General features: G+C 37.2%; 15 protein-coding genes. 4 read left to right on the top strand and 11 right to left on the bottom strand.

The window, feature by feature from the left end:
* Nucleotides 1-188 precede the first annotated feature (188 nt).
* Nucleotides 189-2,426, top strand: coding sequence for a hypothetical protein (locus tag AB1498_03795; GenBank protein ID MEW6087402.1), 2,238 nt, complete (start codon nucleotides 189-191; stop codon nucleotides 2,424-2,426).
* A 3-nt stretch (nucleotides 2,427-2,429) separates the two neighbouring features.
* Here the strand turns inward: AB1498_03795 and AB1498_03790 are convergent, their stop codons facing one another.
* The 9 genes from AB1498_03790 to AB1498_03750 form a co-directional block, all read right to left on the bottom strand.
* A complete protein-coding gene (locus tag AB1498_03790) occupies nucleotides 2,430-3,983 on the bottom strand; it encodes a hypothetical protein (protein ID MEW6087401.1) in 1,554 nt (517 codons plus the stop codon).
* A gap of 32 nt (nucleotides 3,984-4,015) precedes the next feature.
* Nucleotides 4,016-5,344, bottom strand: a complete 1,329-nt coding sequence (locus AB1498_03785) for an amidohydrolase family protein (GenBank protein ID MEW6087400.1) — start codon at nucleotides 5,342-5,344, stop codon at nucleotides 4,016-4,018.
* Entirely contained in the window at nucleotides 5,334-6,152 is an 819-nt protein-coding gene (locus AB1498_03780; protein ID MEW6087399.1) for an MTAP family purine nucleoside phosphorylase, read from the bottom strand. Before AB1498_03780 ends, AB1498_03785 begins: the two co-directional genes overlap by 11 nt.
* A 45-nt stretch (nucleotides 6,153-6,197) precedes the next feature.
* Nucleotides 6,198-7,274: a cyclic dehypoxanthinyl futalosine synthase gene (gene mqnC, locus AB1498_03775; protein ID MEW6087398.1), complete on the bottom strand. Its 1,077-nt coding sequence runs from the start codon at nucleotides 7,272-7,274 to the stop codon at nucleotides 6,198-6,200.
* A gap of 1 nt (nucleotide 7,275) precedes the next feature.
* On the bottom strand, nucleotides 7,276-8,160 hold the full coding sequence (locus tag AB1498_03770) for a menaquinone biosynthesis protein (protein ID MEW6087397.1): 885 nt from the start codon (nucleotides 8,158-8,160) through the stop codon (nucleotides 7,276-7,278).
* 2 nt (nucleotides 8,161-8,162) lie between these two features.
* Nucleotides 8,163-9,236 carry an aminofutalosine synthase MqnE gene (mqnE, locus tag AB1498_03765; GenBank protein MEW6087396.1) on the bottom strand — a complete coding sequence of 358 codons (1,074 nt, stop codon included), beginning with the start codon at nucleotides 9,234-9,236 and terminating at the stop codon, nucleotides 8,163-8,165.
* Complete coding sequence (locus tag AB1498_03760) at nucleotides 9,233-10,075, bottom strand: UbiA-like polyprenyltransferase (protein MEW6087395.1); 843 nt, start codon at nucleotides 10,073-10,075, stop codon at nucleotides 9,233-9,235. Before AB1498_03760 ends, mqnE begins: the two co-directional genes overlap by 4 nt.
* A gap of 9 nt (nucleotides 10,076-10,084) precedes the next feature.
* Nucleotides 10,085-11,524 carry a menaquinone biosynthesis decarboxylase gene (locus AB1498_03755; protein MEW6087394.1) on the bottom strand — a complete coding sequence of 480 codons (1,440 nt, stop codon included), beginning with the start codon at nucleotides 11,522-11,524 and terminating at the stop codon, nucleotides 10,085-10,087.
* Nucleotides 11,525-11,807: 283 nt separating this feature from the next.
* A complete protein-coding gene (locus AB1498_03750; GenBank protein MEW6087393.1) occupies nucleotides 11,808-12,881 on the bottom strand; it encodes a class II fructose-bisphosphate aldolase in 1,074 nt (357 codons plus the stop codon).
* 154 nt (nucleotides 12,882-13,035) lie between these two features.
* Here AB1498_03750 and AB1498_03745 point away from each other — a divergent pair, with 154 nt between their 5' ends.
* From AB1498_03745 to AB1498_03735, 3 genes are all read left to right on the top strand, one after another.
* Complete coding sequence (locus tag AB1498_03745; GenBank protein MEW6087392.1) at nucleotides 13,036-13,257, top strand: hypothetical protein; 222 nt, start codon at nucleotides 13,036-13,038, stop codon at nucleotides 13,255-13,257.
* A gap of 87 nt (nucleotides 13,258-13,344) precedes the next feature.
* Nucleotides 13,345-14,136, top strand: a complete 792-nt coding sequence (gene lsrF / locus AB1498_03740) for a 3-hydroxy-5-phosphonooxypentane-2,4-dione thiolase (protein MEW6087391.1) — start codon at nucleotides 13,345-13,347, stop codon at nucleotides 14,134-14,136.
* 141 nt (nucleotides 14,137-14,277) lie between these two features.
* Nucleotides 14,278-15,270, top strand: a complete 993-nt coding sequence (locus AB1498_03735; protein MEW6087390.1) for an alcohol dehydrogenase catalytic domain-containing protein — start codon at nucleotides 14,278-14,280, stop codon at nucleotides 15,268-15,270.
* A gap of 39 nt (nucleotides 15,271-15,309) precedes the next feature.
* Here the strand turns inward: AB1498_03735 and AB1498_03730 are convergent, their stop codons facing one another.
* Both AB1498_03730 and AB1498_03725 read right to left on the bottom strand, forming a co-directional pair.
* Nucleotides 15,310-15,624 carry a type II toxin-antitoxin system RelE/ParE family toxin gene (locus tag AB1498_03730; GenBank protein MEW6087389.1) on the bottom strand — a complete coding sequence of 105 codons (315 nt, stop codon included), beginning with the start codon at nucleotides 15,622-15,624 and terminating at the stop codon, nucleotides 15,310-15,312.
* 2 nt (nucleotides 15,625-15,626) lie between these two features.
* The gene (locus AB1498_03725) at nucleotides 15,627-15,836 is read right to left on the bottom strand and encodes an addiction module protein (protein MEW6087388.1); all 210 of its coding nucleotides are present in this window, start codon (nucleotides 15,834-15,836) and stop codon (nucleotides 15,627-15,629) included.
* Between the last annotated feature and the right edge of the window lie 214 nt (nucleotides 15,837-16,050).

Genomic DNA, 16,050 nt, shown 5'->3' with positions numbered 1-16,050 from the left:
TCCATTGTTTCTCCCCTTTTCTTCTGCCATTTACGTTTTACGGCTTGCTATTTACGATATTTTATTCCATTAGGCCTGGACGGTCAAGAAGAATCAGGAAGTTATTTTAACAATTCAAAGTTATAACTTGAATTTCACAGACTAAGAAGTCCTTGATATTTACTAAATTATGTGATATTTATCATTCTATGCGTAAGAAATTTTCCATCATAATATTGCTTTTCGGATTTTCAATATTTCTCAGCCAGATTGTTATTATAAGGGAACTTTTTGTCATCTTTTACGGCAATGAATTGTCGCTTGGAATTATTTTATGTTTCTGGCTGTTTGGAAACGGATCCGGGAGTTTTTTAAGCCAAAAAATAACACCAAAATTAAAAAACCCGCCTTTATTTTTCGCAATAAGCCAAATATTTCTTTTTTTTATATTATTTACCATAATTTTCCTGGTTAAAAGCAACATAATTTTTTATAAACCTTCCCAGGGGGAAATCATCGGCCCCGGCACAATGATTTTAAATAGTTTTATATTTATAACCCCTTTCTGTCTTTTATCGGGGTTTTTGTTCCCAATTGCCTGTCAAATGGGGAATGCTTTTCTGAAACAGCCCCTGAAATCGATTGGTTATACCTATATGTTTGATGTCTTGGGAGCGGGTTTTGCCGGTATAATAGGCAACCTTGTTTTAATTAAATTCCTCACAACATGGCATATTGTTTTTGTCACAGGAGCATTTTTATTTTTAAACTGCATGTTAATTTACTACTTTATTTTTAATAGATTTAATACCATATTAGCTATTCTATGTTTGTGTGTTACTTTAAGTATGTTTTTTGATGGATTTATTAAAACCTTAGACGGCATTTCTCTTAAAAAACATTGGCCCGGCTATAAAGTCCTGCTTGATGAATCATCATTTTATGGCAGGATAACCGCCCTGGAAAAAGAGAATAGTATAAGTTTTTACAATAATGGATTGTATGCCTTTACTTATCCCGATAAAATGTCGGCTGAAGAAATCCATCTTACAGCATTACAAAATATTGAGGCGAAACACGCCCTTGTCATAGGCGGCGGGTTAAACGGAAGCCTGGCAGAACTTTTAAAATATAAAAATATTGAAAAAATTATTTTTGTCGAAATTGATCCGCTGATTATTAATTCCGCGAAAAAAATACTTCCTGAAGAGGCTGTATCTTTCATTAATAATCCAAAAATTTCGTTAATAAATACAGACGGCAGGTCGTTCATAAAAAATACCGCAAAAAAATTTGACCTTGTAATTATGGGCCTGCCGGAACCATATACAAGTTCCCTGAACCGTTTTTACACATTGGAATTTTTCATGGAGGTGAAGCAAACATTGTCCCCTGGCGGGATATTTTCATTAACTTTGCCTTCGGGGGAAAATTATATAAGCCCCGAGCAGAAAAAATTATTAGGCAGTACATACCACACATTAATTAATGTGTTTCCCGATGTAAAAATTGTGCCCGGAGGAACAAATATATTTCTTTCGGGCCTTGAAAAAGGCCGAATAAGCCTTGAAAGTCCGGCCCTGGCTGAAAGGTTAAAAACATCTGATATTCAACCATTGTTTTTATCATCTGAGCAACTTCCGTTCCGTTTATCCAAAGATAGAATTAACAAGCTAAGCATAGAGCTAAAAATCCCACAAAAAATAAACAGGGATTTCATCCCTGTCAACTACTTTTATGATCTTCTTCTGTGGTCAAGCCGTGTTTCAAGCAATTTGGCGAAAATGATATATCAAATTGAAATTTTTTTTACAATAGAAAAAACATTGGGTTTTATATTTACAATAGGTTTATTCCTGCTTCTTTTTTCGAGGCCTGGAAAGATTGATTTTATACCGTTCGCGATAATGTCAGCGGGGTTCACCGGTATCTCATTGGAACTTATCGTAAGCCTTATTTTCCAAATTATAACCGGATACCTTTATTTTCAACTTGGTTTAATTTTGTCCGGTTTTATGGCGGGTCTGGCCTGCGGCAGTTATTTACTGACAAAGTCTTTAGAAAAAATTATAAGCCCCTCAAAAACATTTATTTATCTATTTCTATTTTTATCATTATACCCGCTGTTTATTATAATATTCATTTATATCTTTTCGATAAACAGCATAAAAATAAATAATCTCGCATTTTTAATCATTTTATTCATCCCTTCTTCCATCATAGGAGGGTTATTCCCTTTGGCAGGGAAAATTTCTTTTGATAATAATGGCAGGATTTATCCCGGCAAAATATATGCGTTTGATTTATTCGGATCAGGGCTTGGAGCACTGTTAACCACTGCGTTATTAATACCGCTGCTGGGAATCTATAGTACACTTATAATTATTGCATGTGTTAATATAATTTTATTAAGCCTGGTTATTTATTCCAAAAGCGCCAGGATTTAGCTGTTACCTTTCAAAACATTTTCTCACAATTTCTATTAATTTACCTTCTCCTTTCATTTCCACAATTGCTTTTATTCTCCTGAAATCCAAAGAAGCTGAATCATTCTGATAAATAAATCTCCCAATCTGCTCCCTGCACAAAAAATGATTCAGTAAAACATATTTAAAAAACATTATGATTCCCCGTTTTCCCGTTTCCATCTGTAAATCCGTACAAGCCAGATTTTGTTCGTCAAGCCAAAGCCTTACATATTCAGATGTTAGTCCTTCTATAATAAGCACACGGGGCAATAAATCCAAATAATGGACTTCATATTCTGTATAGACAGGTTTAAAAAATATGAAGGGAACATCTTTATCGGCGGCAGCAGATGAGATTTCTTTGAGCCCAAAATCGTTTTGAGGTATGAAATCTTTAATATTCCTGATTTTCATATTATATCTTTCCACAAAAAAACTTTCAATTTTTTTATAATAAGTTTTTATATCCTGCCTGTTATGGACCTGCCCCTCATTACATTTGTCGCAAATAGTCAAACCATTAGTGAAACGTATCACGTTGCCTGTGATAGAACTAAGGCATAAACTGCACATTCCTTTTGCCGGATTATTTGCCTGTTTTGAAGAGATAAAAAGAAGTTTATTTATCAATTCCCTTAATTCCTCCGCAGATTCATCTTTGCTTGAGGAAAGCAGTTTTTCGAAATGCCGCATTGCATTGTCTTTATCACCCTGGTAGTAATAAAGAAAGGCCAATTCTCTCCGCATGCTGTTGGCTCCCGGGTCTATAAAAAGCAGTTCCTCTAACTCATTGACAGCTTCTTTTAAATAATCATTATTTAAATATATATTCCCCATTTCTGCATAATAAAGGCCCAATTCACCCCTTATTTTTTTATTAAGCGGGTAATCTAAAGCCAAATTCTGGAAAACATTCAGGGCCTCTTTAAACTTATCCTCAGACTTAAAATTATCCGCTTGTTCCATGGATTTTTTCCATATACCGTCATTTATCTCTGTTTTTCTTCTATAAACCGCCATATCCTTATTTAAATTATTCAATATTTCATTTGAATCTTTATAATTATTCACAATATTTAAACATTCCTCAAAATATTTTTTGCTTAAATTAAGTCTTCTCTTATCATAATTTTCAACAGCGTTCTTATAAATTAATTCCGCCTCTTTCAATTTATTCACCAATACCTGGTCAAAACTGTCGTATATTTCCGATATTTCCAGCGCCTTATCAAGATTCATCTTGTCTAAAAACACTTTATTTGTTTTATTTTCATTATTGTCCCACACTAATTCGATTCTCTGAAACAAGGAATAATTCGGCCCAAGGATACCCAATATCTCAAAGAAGAAAGGCCTGTTTTGGTTATCAAAACCAATCAATACTGACCCGTTTCGCAAACTGTCTTCCGATCCCAGCTTTATATAAAAATATCCGTCTTTGTTTTCCCACGTAGTATTGATCTTATCCTGCTTTACAAAAGCATTTGTCCTGGAAAACGCCAGCAATAAAACGGCAACTAAAAAATATTTTTTCATTTAAAATTCCCTTTGACTATATTAATATTTTATCAAAATAATCCTGCTTTTGCCATATTTTTCACTCTATCATATTTTATCAATCCATTAATCATGGAAAAACATACATCACCGCCCGCGGCTTCGGAAATAATATATTCAAGAGGAGAAAACATTTTTTTATTGTCATTAATATTGACAACTATCAAATCCGCTTTCTTCCCCTCAATCAATGAACCTGTTTCATTTTCAATTCCCAAAACTTCCGCGCCGCCCAGTGTCGCAATTCTGATTAATTTTTCATATATTAATTTTTTATTAAAATTCTTTATAAATTTGTTTTTATTTATAATATCATTTAACAATCTCATTTCCTCAAACATGTCCATTGAATAATTACTGGCCAGGCTGTCTGTTCCTATTCCTATTTTTAATTTATATTTTAAAGCCAGGTGTGCCGGGAATTCACCGTTTTTAAGCAAATAATTGCTTCTCGGGCAGGCCACTAAGCTTGTTTTCGTTTTTTCCAAAACCTGGAAATCTTTTTCCTGTAAATGAACACAATGGACCAATTGTGTTAAAGGATTAAGCAATTTTACATCTTTTAAATACGCGGATGTATCATGCCATTTTCCCGGCAAAGGGACAATTTCCAAGTTAAACGATCTGATAAATTCAGCCAATTGCCCTGAACCCCGTGAAATAAAATCATTTTCCTGAGGGCATTCCGCCGCGTGCATGCCGCAGCGAATACCATTTTTTTTAAAAAATGAAGAAATATATTTTAAAGAATTCCCGGAAAGCGTGTAAACTGAATGCGGAAAAACACCAATTTTGAGATTAGATTCAGCAATTTTTATTTTGGTTTTTCTGAAATCTGCCTCAAAACCGCATATTGCCTTTTTCATCCTTTTGTCGTCAACCGCCACAAATTCACTGTAAAAAACACCTTTTAGCCCGCTTTTTTTCAATTCGGACAAACTTTTGCCGCTTCGCGATACTTCTCCGACAGCTGTAGTGCCTGAAGATATAATTTCATCAAGCGTTTTCTTAATGGACAAATTTATTTTTTTTTCTGATAATATTTTTTGTTTATGAATTAAATCTTTTATCCAGTCGATAAAATTTGTTTGTTTTAATAAGGGCCCTGAAGCCGAGTATTCCAGATGCACATGACAATTTATCAAACCGGGCATTAAAATTGAATCCGGAAAACTTCGAACTGGAATTTTTGGATATTTTTTTTTGATAACGCTGGAATGACCGAGGGCCTTGATACTATCGCCTTCTATTACAACCGCTCCCTCTTTTATTGGAGAAGATGAAACCGGTAAAACATAAGACGCGCAAAGAATGACCTGGTTTTTATTTTTAATTGCCATTAGTCAATAAGGTCTTTATCCTGAGATTACCGCAGGAACATGTATTTCTGTCTTCATTCAGATATTTTATTGTCTCCGCCAGTATTTTTCCGATATTTTTCGATTCTGAATAAAAAAGATGCCGGAATTTTTCATAATCCCATTCCCTGACGACGCCTTCGGCAAAATTCACCACAAGATAAATCCCGCAATAACACGCGCCGATTTCACGTGCGAGATAAACCTCAGGGCAAAAACTCTGCCCGACAGCGTCCGCATCAAATTTTTTCAACAGTTTTATCTCGGCCCTGCTCTCAAAATGCCGCCCGTCCGTTACCGCGTAAATCCCCTTCGGAAATACTTTATAGCAAAACCCATCTTTTAATACTTTTATAAATTCTTTTTTTAAATTACGGCACACGGGGTCCCTCATAACTAATAGATAATCATCAGCTATGTTTATATTTCTACGCATTGAAAAATCAATATAATCATCTGGAATAAAAATATCTCCTGGGATCATTTTCTTATTGATGCTGCCTACCCCGCCTTCGGCCAGTATCTTTTTTACACCCATTTCACGAAATACCCAAAAAATACGTCGTGAAGAATCTCCTCTTGAACAGTCTTTTTGCCATCCGTGCATTTTACAAGTAACAACTTTTTTATCATTAATTTTAAAAATAGTTAATGCGGGACTTTTTCCAAAAGGTGTTAAATAAGTTTTTTCTTTTGAAATAATTTTTATTTTCTTATCATTCAGGCCCTCAGGAAAGGATATGGAAAAAGTGCTCGAGCCGCCTATGATTGCGAAAGGAACATTCTGCAAATTAAACTCCAATTTATAAGGGCGGGTTAAAAACCAGCTCCCGCATTAAAATTCTTTTACAACTTTATATTCTGTGTCCCGCTGGCAGGGGATAAATCCTGCTTTTTTTATTAAACGGACTATCTTGCCAGTGTTCATCCTGCGCAATACACCAGTGGCCCGGACAACATTTTCTTCAAGCATAATACTTCCCAAATCATCCGCGCCGAAAAACAAGGAAAGCTGGCCGATTTCCTCCCCCTGTGTAAGCCATGACCCCTGGATATGAGGAATATTATCCAGATATAAACGCGAAATAGCAAGGGTCTTCAGATAATCCTCTGCCGGAACTTCTTTCCCTCCTATCCGGGTGTGCCCCGGCTGGAAAGTCCATGGAATAAAACCCCTTATATTTCCTGTTTTGTCCTGAAAATTTCTGACGCGGTCCATATGTTCAACGCGTTCTGAAATTTCCTCTCCGATACCAAACATCATTGTTGCGGTAGAGTAAATTCCAAAACGGTGGGCAGTTTCCATAACCAAAAACCATTCATCTGTATTGATTTTTTTTCCGCTTATTCTCTTTCTTGTTTTATCCGTTAGAATTTCCGCGCCTGCCCCCGGCAGGGAATCAAGGCCCGCAAGTTTCAGGCGCAATATTGTTTCCTCCAGGCCCAAACCCGAATTACGGCTTAAATGCATAATCTCCGGGGCAGAAAGGGAGTGAAGGACAACATTAAATTTATCCTTGATCTTTTTGAAAATCTTCAAATAATAATCTATCTTCAATTCCGGGTGCAAACCACCCTGGAGCATTATTTGTGTCGCCCCTTCGCTGACTGCTTCTTCAACCTTTTTAAGTATATCCTGTTCTCCCAGCAAATAGCCTTCAGGATTTTGTTCATCACGCCAAAAAGCGCAAAACCCGCACTGGTTAACACAAATATTGGTATAATTGATGTTCCTGTCAATTATAAAAGTAATTTGATTCGTGTTAAATCTTTGTTTTCTCAGCTTATCCGCTGCGTGTCCTAACTCGTAAATCTGCGCTTCATTGAAAAGAACAACAGCCTCTTCGGACGAAATCCTCTCCCCGGAAACCGCGCTTGTTAATATTTCAGAAACCTGTCTTTTTATTTTCATATTATTCAAAAAATTCTAATTTCCCTTTTCCTTTAACCAAACCGATCTCATTCGCCATATTATAAAAATCCATAAGCCCTTCTCTTGCGTTTTTATCAAAAGAAAAATCCAGTTCGCTTAAATACTTTTTTATAAACTCCTCATCGAATTTATCCCATGTCGAGGCGGACCCTGCAATTTCAGGTATGTTTTTTACGCTGTATTCATAAGAATTTTTGAATGAACACATGAGTTTTTTCGCGGCATCAGGGTTGTTTTTTACAAATTCCTTTCTAATACACCAGACCGCGTATACCATCTTCTTTTTTGTCATGCTCTTCCACTCTTCACCGAGGTCATAACGGTACAAACCGTTTAATTTCAAGCTTTCCTCTAACGCCTTGTCACCTATTAAAAGGCCGGCCTTTGCTTCCTTCAACATATCATCCAGGTTTGAATTGGAAACATAATATTTCGGCCTTATAGCGTATTTTGTTTCCAAAATTATTTTTAACAGCACATGGCTTGTCGCTGAATCGCTTGTTAACGCCACCTTTTCGCCGTCAAGTTTTTTGACGGGCAATTTGCTGAGCAGCAGAATGCTTTTTACGCTCCCGTTTGAACTAACGCTTATGTGAGGGCACAATAAATACTTTTCCTGGTTTTTTAAATATTCAATCGAGGATACCGGGCTAATATCCAATTTATTTTCATATATCATTTGATTCAATTCTGTCGGCGAACCCGGGATAAATTCCATATCATTTATATCCAGATTCTTGACAAGGCCGTAATATATCGGAAAACAATTCAGGAATTTTATATGGCCTACTCTCGGTTTTTCAAAACTGTTTTTATTTTTTTGAGGTTTTTTTAAATTTACGTTAAACAATCCTCTAAATTCCATAATTAATACTCCTTAATTTCATTGTAAAGCGTATCTCTTTCCACCGGGATAAAATGCATTTCCTTGATCAAGCGGATTAATTCCCGCCTTGGAATATCTTCAGGCGTGGTCGCGCCCGCGGAATGTGTGATTTTTTCTTCAACAACCGTGCCGTCTAAATCATTCACGCCGTATTTTAACGACAACTGCGCCAGTCTCAAACCCATCATAATCCAGAATGCCTTGATGTGAAAAAAATTATTAAGCACTAATCTTGACACCGCGAGCATTCTCAGGATTTCATACCCTGTGGGTTTTTCAAAATTTTCCATTTGCGTAAACTGCGGATGAAAAGGCAGGGGTATGAAAGACTGAAAACCTCCTGTTTTATTCTGGATATTTCTAAGAGTTATAAGATGGGCAATAATTTCATCGGGTGTTTCAATATGACCAAACAGCATTGTCGCGTTTGATTTCATTCCCAGACGATGGGCTTCAATCATAACCTCCAGCCACTCGGTCCCGTTTGCCTTTTTCGGGCATAGTTCCTGTCTTATTCGCGGGCTGAATACCTCCGCGCCCCCGCCCGGCAATGAATCAAGCCCCGCCTCCTTCATTTGTTCAAGGACTTTTGGAATAGAAAGGCCTGTGATTTTCGCGAAATAATGGATCTCAACCGCGGTAAAACCTTGTATATGAAGGCCTGGAGCAAACTTTTTTACAGCCCTTAAAATATCCAGGTAATAATCAAACGTTAAATCCGGATGAAGCCCGCTCACGATATGCACCTCTGTAATCCCCATCGGCAATGACTCTTTTATTTTCTTTAACACATCATCAATATTAAGTACATATGCGTCTTTCTCCTCTTTGTCTCTGCTGAAGGCGCAAAATTTACAGCGTGAAACACAAATATTTGTCAAATTAATGTGCCGGTTGACATTAAAAAATACTTTATTTTTATTTTTTTGTTTATTTACTTCATTTGCCAAATCGCCGAGCTCATGCATGGAACAATCCCGCAAAAGATACAGCGATTCCTCATGGTCCAACTCCGCGTTATCGTTGATTTTGTATTTTATATTTTTTTTCTTCATAAACAAAATTCCAACAGGGTAAAAATAAAAATTGTTATGCTTACAAGCCCGTTCATTTTAAAAAAGGCCGTGTTTAATTTTCCCCTTCGCATGATCAAATTTTCATATACAAGAAAAAGAGAAATAATAAAAATCCCTGAAAAATAAAAAAACCCCAGTTCTAACAGCTTACCCGCCAGGAAGAAAAAAATAACCGTTAAAAAATGAAGTATTGAAGTTATCCAAAATGAATTTTTTATTCCAAAACAGGCCGGGATTGAAAAATACCCTTCTTTCCTGTCAAAATCGTAATCCTGGCACGCATAAATAATATCAAATCCGGCCGTCCATATAAGAATGCCTGCCGCAATCAATAAAACAGGTATATTCGGCATTTTATTTGTAACAGCTATAAAAGCCCCGAGCGGTGACAAAGCGAGGCTTAATCCCAGGATAAAATGGCTTAACCAGCTGAACCTCTTAGCAAACGGATAAACAGCCATCGGTAAAATAAAAAACGGCCATAAAATATGCGCTAAAGGCGCCAGGCTGAAAGCGGAAGCTATGAAAATAACCAATGATAAAAAACAGAAAATAAACGCTTCTTTTAAATTCATCCGGCCTGTGACAAGATGGCGGCCGGAAGTCCTTGAATTTTTAGCGTCGATTTTCCGATCCACAATCCTGTTCCACATCATTGCAAAACTGCGCGCGCCGAACATTGACAATGTTATGAAAATAAATTCTTTTGAATTTGGAATCCCGCCTGAAGCGATTATCGTGCCGATATAAGCAAACGGCAGGGCAAAAACGGTATGTTCAATCTTTACCATTTCAAAAAATATTTTAATTTTATTCATTTTAAACAATTAAAATCCGTATTCCTTCCACTTCAAATCTACCAGCTTTTTTATCTCTTCACTCATCTTGATTTCATTTGGCCATGGGCGTGTATGCCCTTCTTCTTTCATTTTCCTGGTCGCGTCAATCCCCATTTTTGAGCCGTAACCCCAACTGTTAGAAGAATGGTCTAATACGTCCAAAGGCCCCATCTGGATAAATGTGTCCCGTCCCGGGTCAACGTTATTAAAAACCTTCCAGGTCACTTCTGAATAATCCTGCACATTAACGTCTTCGTCAACCACCACAATCATCTTTGAAAACATCATTTGTCCCATTCCCCAGAGCGCATTTATTACCTTTCTCGCGTGCCCGGGAAATTCTTTTTTTATGGAAACTATGGCGCAATTATGGAACACCCCTTCAAAAGGAAGGCTGAAATCCTTTATTTCCGGCAGTGTAATTTTTAAAAGAGGCAAAAATATCCGTTCGGTCGCCCATCCCATAAAGCAATCTTCCATAGGCGGCCGCCCTACAATCGTAGCGGGGTAAACCGGATTTTTACGGTGCGTGATGCATGTCAGGCGGAATACGGGGAAATCATTCGCCAGTGAATAATATCCTGTATGGTCGCCGAAAGGCCCTTCCAATTTTAATTCAACCGGGTCAACATAGCCTTCTAAAATAAATTCGGCGTTCGCGGGGACAAGAATATCAGAAGTTTTTGCCTTTACCACAGGCACAGCCCTGCCTCTCAGGAACCCCGCAAATATTAATTCATCCACACCCGGCGGGAGAGGCGCTGTCGCGGAATATATAACCGCGGGGTCCGCGCCCAGAGCTATTGCCACAGGCATTTTTTCTTTATTTTTCCGGTATTTGCGGTAAATTCTCGCACCGTCATGATGTTCATGCCAATGCATCCCTGTTGTTTTACCGTCATAAACCTGCATACGGTACATACCCGTGTTCTGTTTTCCTGTTTCAGGGTCTTTTGTAAAAACCAGGGGAAATGTTATAAATTTTCCGGCGTCACCCGGCCAGCATTTTAAAACAGGCAAATCATCAAGCGAACCGTTTTCCTGAACCACTTCCTGTGATAAAGCGTCCCGGACAACACGAGGCTGTATGTCGGCCATTTTTTTTAAATTCACAAAAAAACTTATTTTTTCCCAGAGATTTCTGGGCATGTCTTTCGGAAATAAATTTTCTATCCTGGAGCTTATTTCCTCTATTTTTTCCACACCAAGCGACATGCACATTCTTTTTTTCGTCCCGAACATATTTATAAAAAGAGGATATTTTGAACCCATGATTTTTTCAAATAATACCGCGGGCCCGCTTTTTTTTACTATACGGTCGGCGATTTCAGTAATTTCGAGGTTAGAATCGACCTCTGTTTTTATTCTTTTAAGCTCTCCGCTTTTTTCCAAAAAGCCGATAAATTCCTGCATATCGGAATAAAACATTTTTTCTCTCCCTGATGATCAAGCAAATAAATTGAACAGTTATTCAAATATTTTGAATAGTTGTTCATTTTAATATAATATTGTTGTTTTGTAAAGCGATTTTTTGAAAAATTCGCGAAAAATTTCATAAAACTAAAAAACCCTGCTAATTGTTTTAAAAGCAGGGCTTTCTTTATTTTTAATTTGTTTTTCTATTAATCTTTTTTTATTTTTCGATAAAAATCTGTTTTTACGATTCCAAAAAGAATAACTATATCTTTCATTCGCTCCTGGATATTTTGTTTTATAATGTATTTATTACTTTGCTTGCTGTGCCTTTTGACCTGAAGGCTGTAATAAATTCTTTCGCGCTTTTATAAGCCTCATCTTCCATCTTGCGCAAATTTTCTGCAGGCAAATCATTTTTTTCGTTCAATTTAAATTCTTTGGTTACAAATTTGATGTCCAATTTATTGTCGGCCACCCATTTTTTCATTGTATCCATAAGGTCTTTGGGCATGTTGGCAAGGGCTATATTCTGCCAATTTGTCGCGACATTTCCTTTCATAATTCCGCAGTCGGCAAATTGTCCCATCAAATGTAATGGCGTCCCTGTTATGCCGTGCTGCGCAATTACGACTCCCCATTTATTAATCGCTTTATGTATTTCTTCCGTTCGTTTCAAATCAATGTGAACTTCTTCTCCTGGTTTATAATTTCCATGTTTAGCGCCATTATTAATGGCAAGAAAATCAGGGTGTATTTTTTTATCTTCTATTAATTCCTGTAAAAATTCGACCGCATCCTGCACAGAGGTTATTCTTGCCTCAACACCTGTCGAAAGGATTTCACCAACTTCAACTTCCAGACCCGCACCCGCGTCAAGAGCGTGTTTTCCAAGGTCAGCAGATATTTTCACATTATCATGATTTGGATTAAATGAAGCATCGACCGCGATTGACGTGTAACCTGCTTCAAGTTCAGCTTTAATCAATGCCCTTGAATCTTCGACTACATCAGTTGCCGGGCTTTTAGTTGTTACATGATCGCCGTGAATAAAAAACGGAAGATAAAACTTTTCTTTTTCCGCATAATCAAAAACCGTTTTTGCGTAAAAAGAAGGATTCATACCTGTGTATCCGCCTTTTAGATTCCCTTCGGATTTTGCCAGTTCAAACGCGATAACAGCGTCTAATTCCTTCGCGGCACGCATTATTCCCGGGACAACCTGTTTAATTCTCGCGTTACATGCCATTATAATAACCTTTTCACCTTTCAGTGTTTTTAATATATCATGTGAACTTAAAGGTAAAAGCTTGCTGGATTTACCTATTATTTTACGGGCATTTTGTGGAACTAAATCGTTAATTTTTGACATGCTAAACTCCTCCTGTTTAATTAAATTTCGTTATGAATTACATATGGAATTATAATAAAAATGAATAAAAGGGTCAAGGCAATTATTTTTTACTTTATTATATTTTTGAAAAATGATATAATATCTTCTATTTTAATCAACATATGAGGAAATTATGACAGCTTTACCGAAAGGATTTGTTGAATACAAACGCCGTGAATTCTGCAATGACGTGAAATGTTCGAGGCAACTGGAATTAAACGCGGAACAGGAAGGTTCACCCGGATATGAAAAAATCCGTGAGAAATGCAAAACGGCTTGTTTATACACTACTTACCAGTTTCATCACTGGCTGATACAAAAGGAATTTTTGATAATAAAACCATGTAAAACGTGAAATGTAAAACGTAAAAAGGTGGAAAGCGAGAAGAAATATACGCTTTTCACGCATTACGTTTAACGGTTTACGAAATAGGAGGAAAAAATGGATTGGGGATTAAAAAATAGGTTAAGTAAACTTATTCAACCTGACGGCCATTGTTTTTTTATGCCGATAGACCATGGTTATTTCCAGGGACCTACTTCAAAGCTTGAAAAACCGGGAGAAACGGTAAAGCCCCTGATGCCGTATTGTGACGCTTTGTTTGTTACAAGAGGCGTGCTTCGTTCCTGTATTGACGCAGCAGGCAGTAAACCGATAATTTTGAGAATATCCGGCGGGACAAGCATGGTTGGAAAAGATTTGGCAAATGAAATTATAACTACATCCATCGAGGAAGTTATCCGTCTCAATGCCTCGGCAGTAGGTCTTTCGGTTTTTATCGGGAGTGATTATGAGAAAGAAACTCTACAAAATCTTGCAGACACCGTTAACAAATGCGAAAATTACGGGATACCGGTAATGGCTGTGACAGCAGTCGGCAGGGAGATGGAAAAACGTGAAGCCCGTTATCTTGCATTATGCTGCCGTATCGCGGCTGAACTCGGCGCGCATGTCGTAAAAACATACTGGTGTGAAAAAGATTTCGATAAAGTCGTCAGCGGGTGCCCAGTTCCCGTTGTTATGGCTGGCGGGCCCAAATGTGAAACCGAAAAAGAAGTCCTTGAGTTTGTTTACGACGGCATGCAGAAAGGCGCGATAGGTATAAACCTTGGCAGGAATGTCTGGCAGAGCCCCAATCCAACAGCCATGGCAAGGGCGTTGCAGGCGATTGTTCATGAAAAAGCCAATGTAAAGAAAGCGTTAGATTTGTACGACGAAGTTAAAAGGAAATAAAAAAGTAAAACCTAATATGTCAAAGTATCATATCATAGTGTCAAATGTGTCATATTTTAGCCCTTGATACTTTGATACAATTAAGCTTAAAGTATCAAGTATCAAAGTGTCAGAAGTGTCAACCTTGATACAATAAAAAATATGAAAGTCGCTGTTTATCACAATAACAAAGACATAAGAATCGAAGAACGCCCTGTTCCGCAAATCAGCAAAGGCGAGATACTTGTAAAAGTAATATCCAGTGGAATTTGCGGGACTGACCTCATGGAATGGTACAGGATCAAAAAGGCCCCGCGCGTACTCGGTCATGAGATAGTCGGCGAGATCGTCGAATCCAAATCGAATAATTTCAAAACCGGCCAGAGGGTTTTTGTAAGCCATCATGTCCCCTGCGATAAATGTAAATACTGCCTCGCAGGCAATCACACCGCGTGTAAGACCCTTCACGAGGGAAATTATGACCCGGGCGGTTACAGCGAATTTGTAAGGGTACCGAAAATAAATGTTGATTCAGGTACCTATATCCTGCCCAAAAATGTTTCTTTTGATGAAGGAACAATGATCGAACCCCTTGCCTGTGTCGTACGGGGGCAGAGAATTACCGGCATCAAAAAAGGCCAGACTGTCTTAATACTGGGATGCGGTATTTCCGGTTTATTGAATATCGAATTGGCCAAATTTAAAGGCGCGAAGGTTATTGCCTCTGACCTGAATGAATACAGGCTGGGTCAGGCAAAAAAATACGGCGCGGATGAAGTAATAAACGCGGCGCAAAACATAGATATAAAAGCCGACCGGATAATTATTTGCGCGGGCGCCATGCAGGCTGTGGAAACAACTTTTAAATGCGCGGATAAAAAATGCGTTATTTTACTTTTCGCGATACCAAATTCCGATATAAAGATCCCGACAGTTGATTTCTGGAGAAACGAACTCGCGATAGTTTCATCTTACGGCGCCGCCCCTGACGACCTTGAAGAATCCTTAAAGCTTATTAAAAATAAGAAGATAGACGTAAAAGGAATGATAACACACACATTCCCTTTGCAGGATATTCAGAAAGGATTTAATATCGCTTCTGAAGCGAAAGAATCGCTGAAAGTTGTTTTAAAACCCCATCCCGCGAATTCTTAAGCACCATTTTCATTATCCTAACTTAATATTATTCTGCTTCTAATTGCCCTGTTTAAATTTTAATTTTAATCTATCAACCCAGTAATCAGGCTTCCTGTGTAAATGTGCAAATGCAAGAATAACAATTTTGTCATCTTGTATTGAATAAATTATTTTGTAAGGAAACTTATTGACTAAATATTTTCTGATTTCTTTACGTTCGGGCGGCCATGCTTGTGGAAATTGCTTAATGTGAAGAAGCGATTGTTCAATTTTATTTTCAAATTTAGAACCTAAACCTGATTGTTCTATTTCACAAAATTCTTTTGCCTCTTTAAATTCTAAATGGGCAATTTCAAGAATTCTTATTTCCATGATTATTTTCTTTTAAACATATCCTCAAAAGAAACCGTTTTTAATTTCCCAGCTTTATAGGCTTTCAACCTTTTATCTGCTTCATCAGCCCATATTTTTTCAATCTCAGGATCGGGAACATCTAAACTTTTCATTAAAGCTTCAATAACTATGGATTTTTCCGCTGGTTTAAGATGTAAGGCTTTTGATATTATTTCTTTTGTTGGTGACATTGGTTTTCTCCCTAAATATTTTAACCTTGCAATAAATTATAACATAATTTTAAAAAGATATGATGAGAATTATTGAAACATTTATTCTTTGATTCCTGAGAAGTAAGTACATATTTTCAATCGGTCGAATTATTAAAACTGTAAAGCAACTGTTGTTTGTAGAAAAAATGACATCTTACTCAAACCGATTCGGAATATTTTTAGACGACCAAAA

It is taken from the genome of bacterium (assembly GCA_040754625.1).
GTDB lineage: Bacteria > JACRDZ01 > JAQUKH01 > JAQUKH01 > JAQUKH01 > JAQUKH01.
This window is presented reverse-complemented; position numbering and strand designations above follow the sequence as displayed.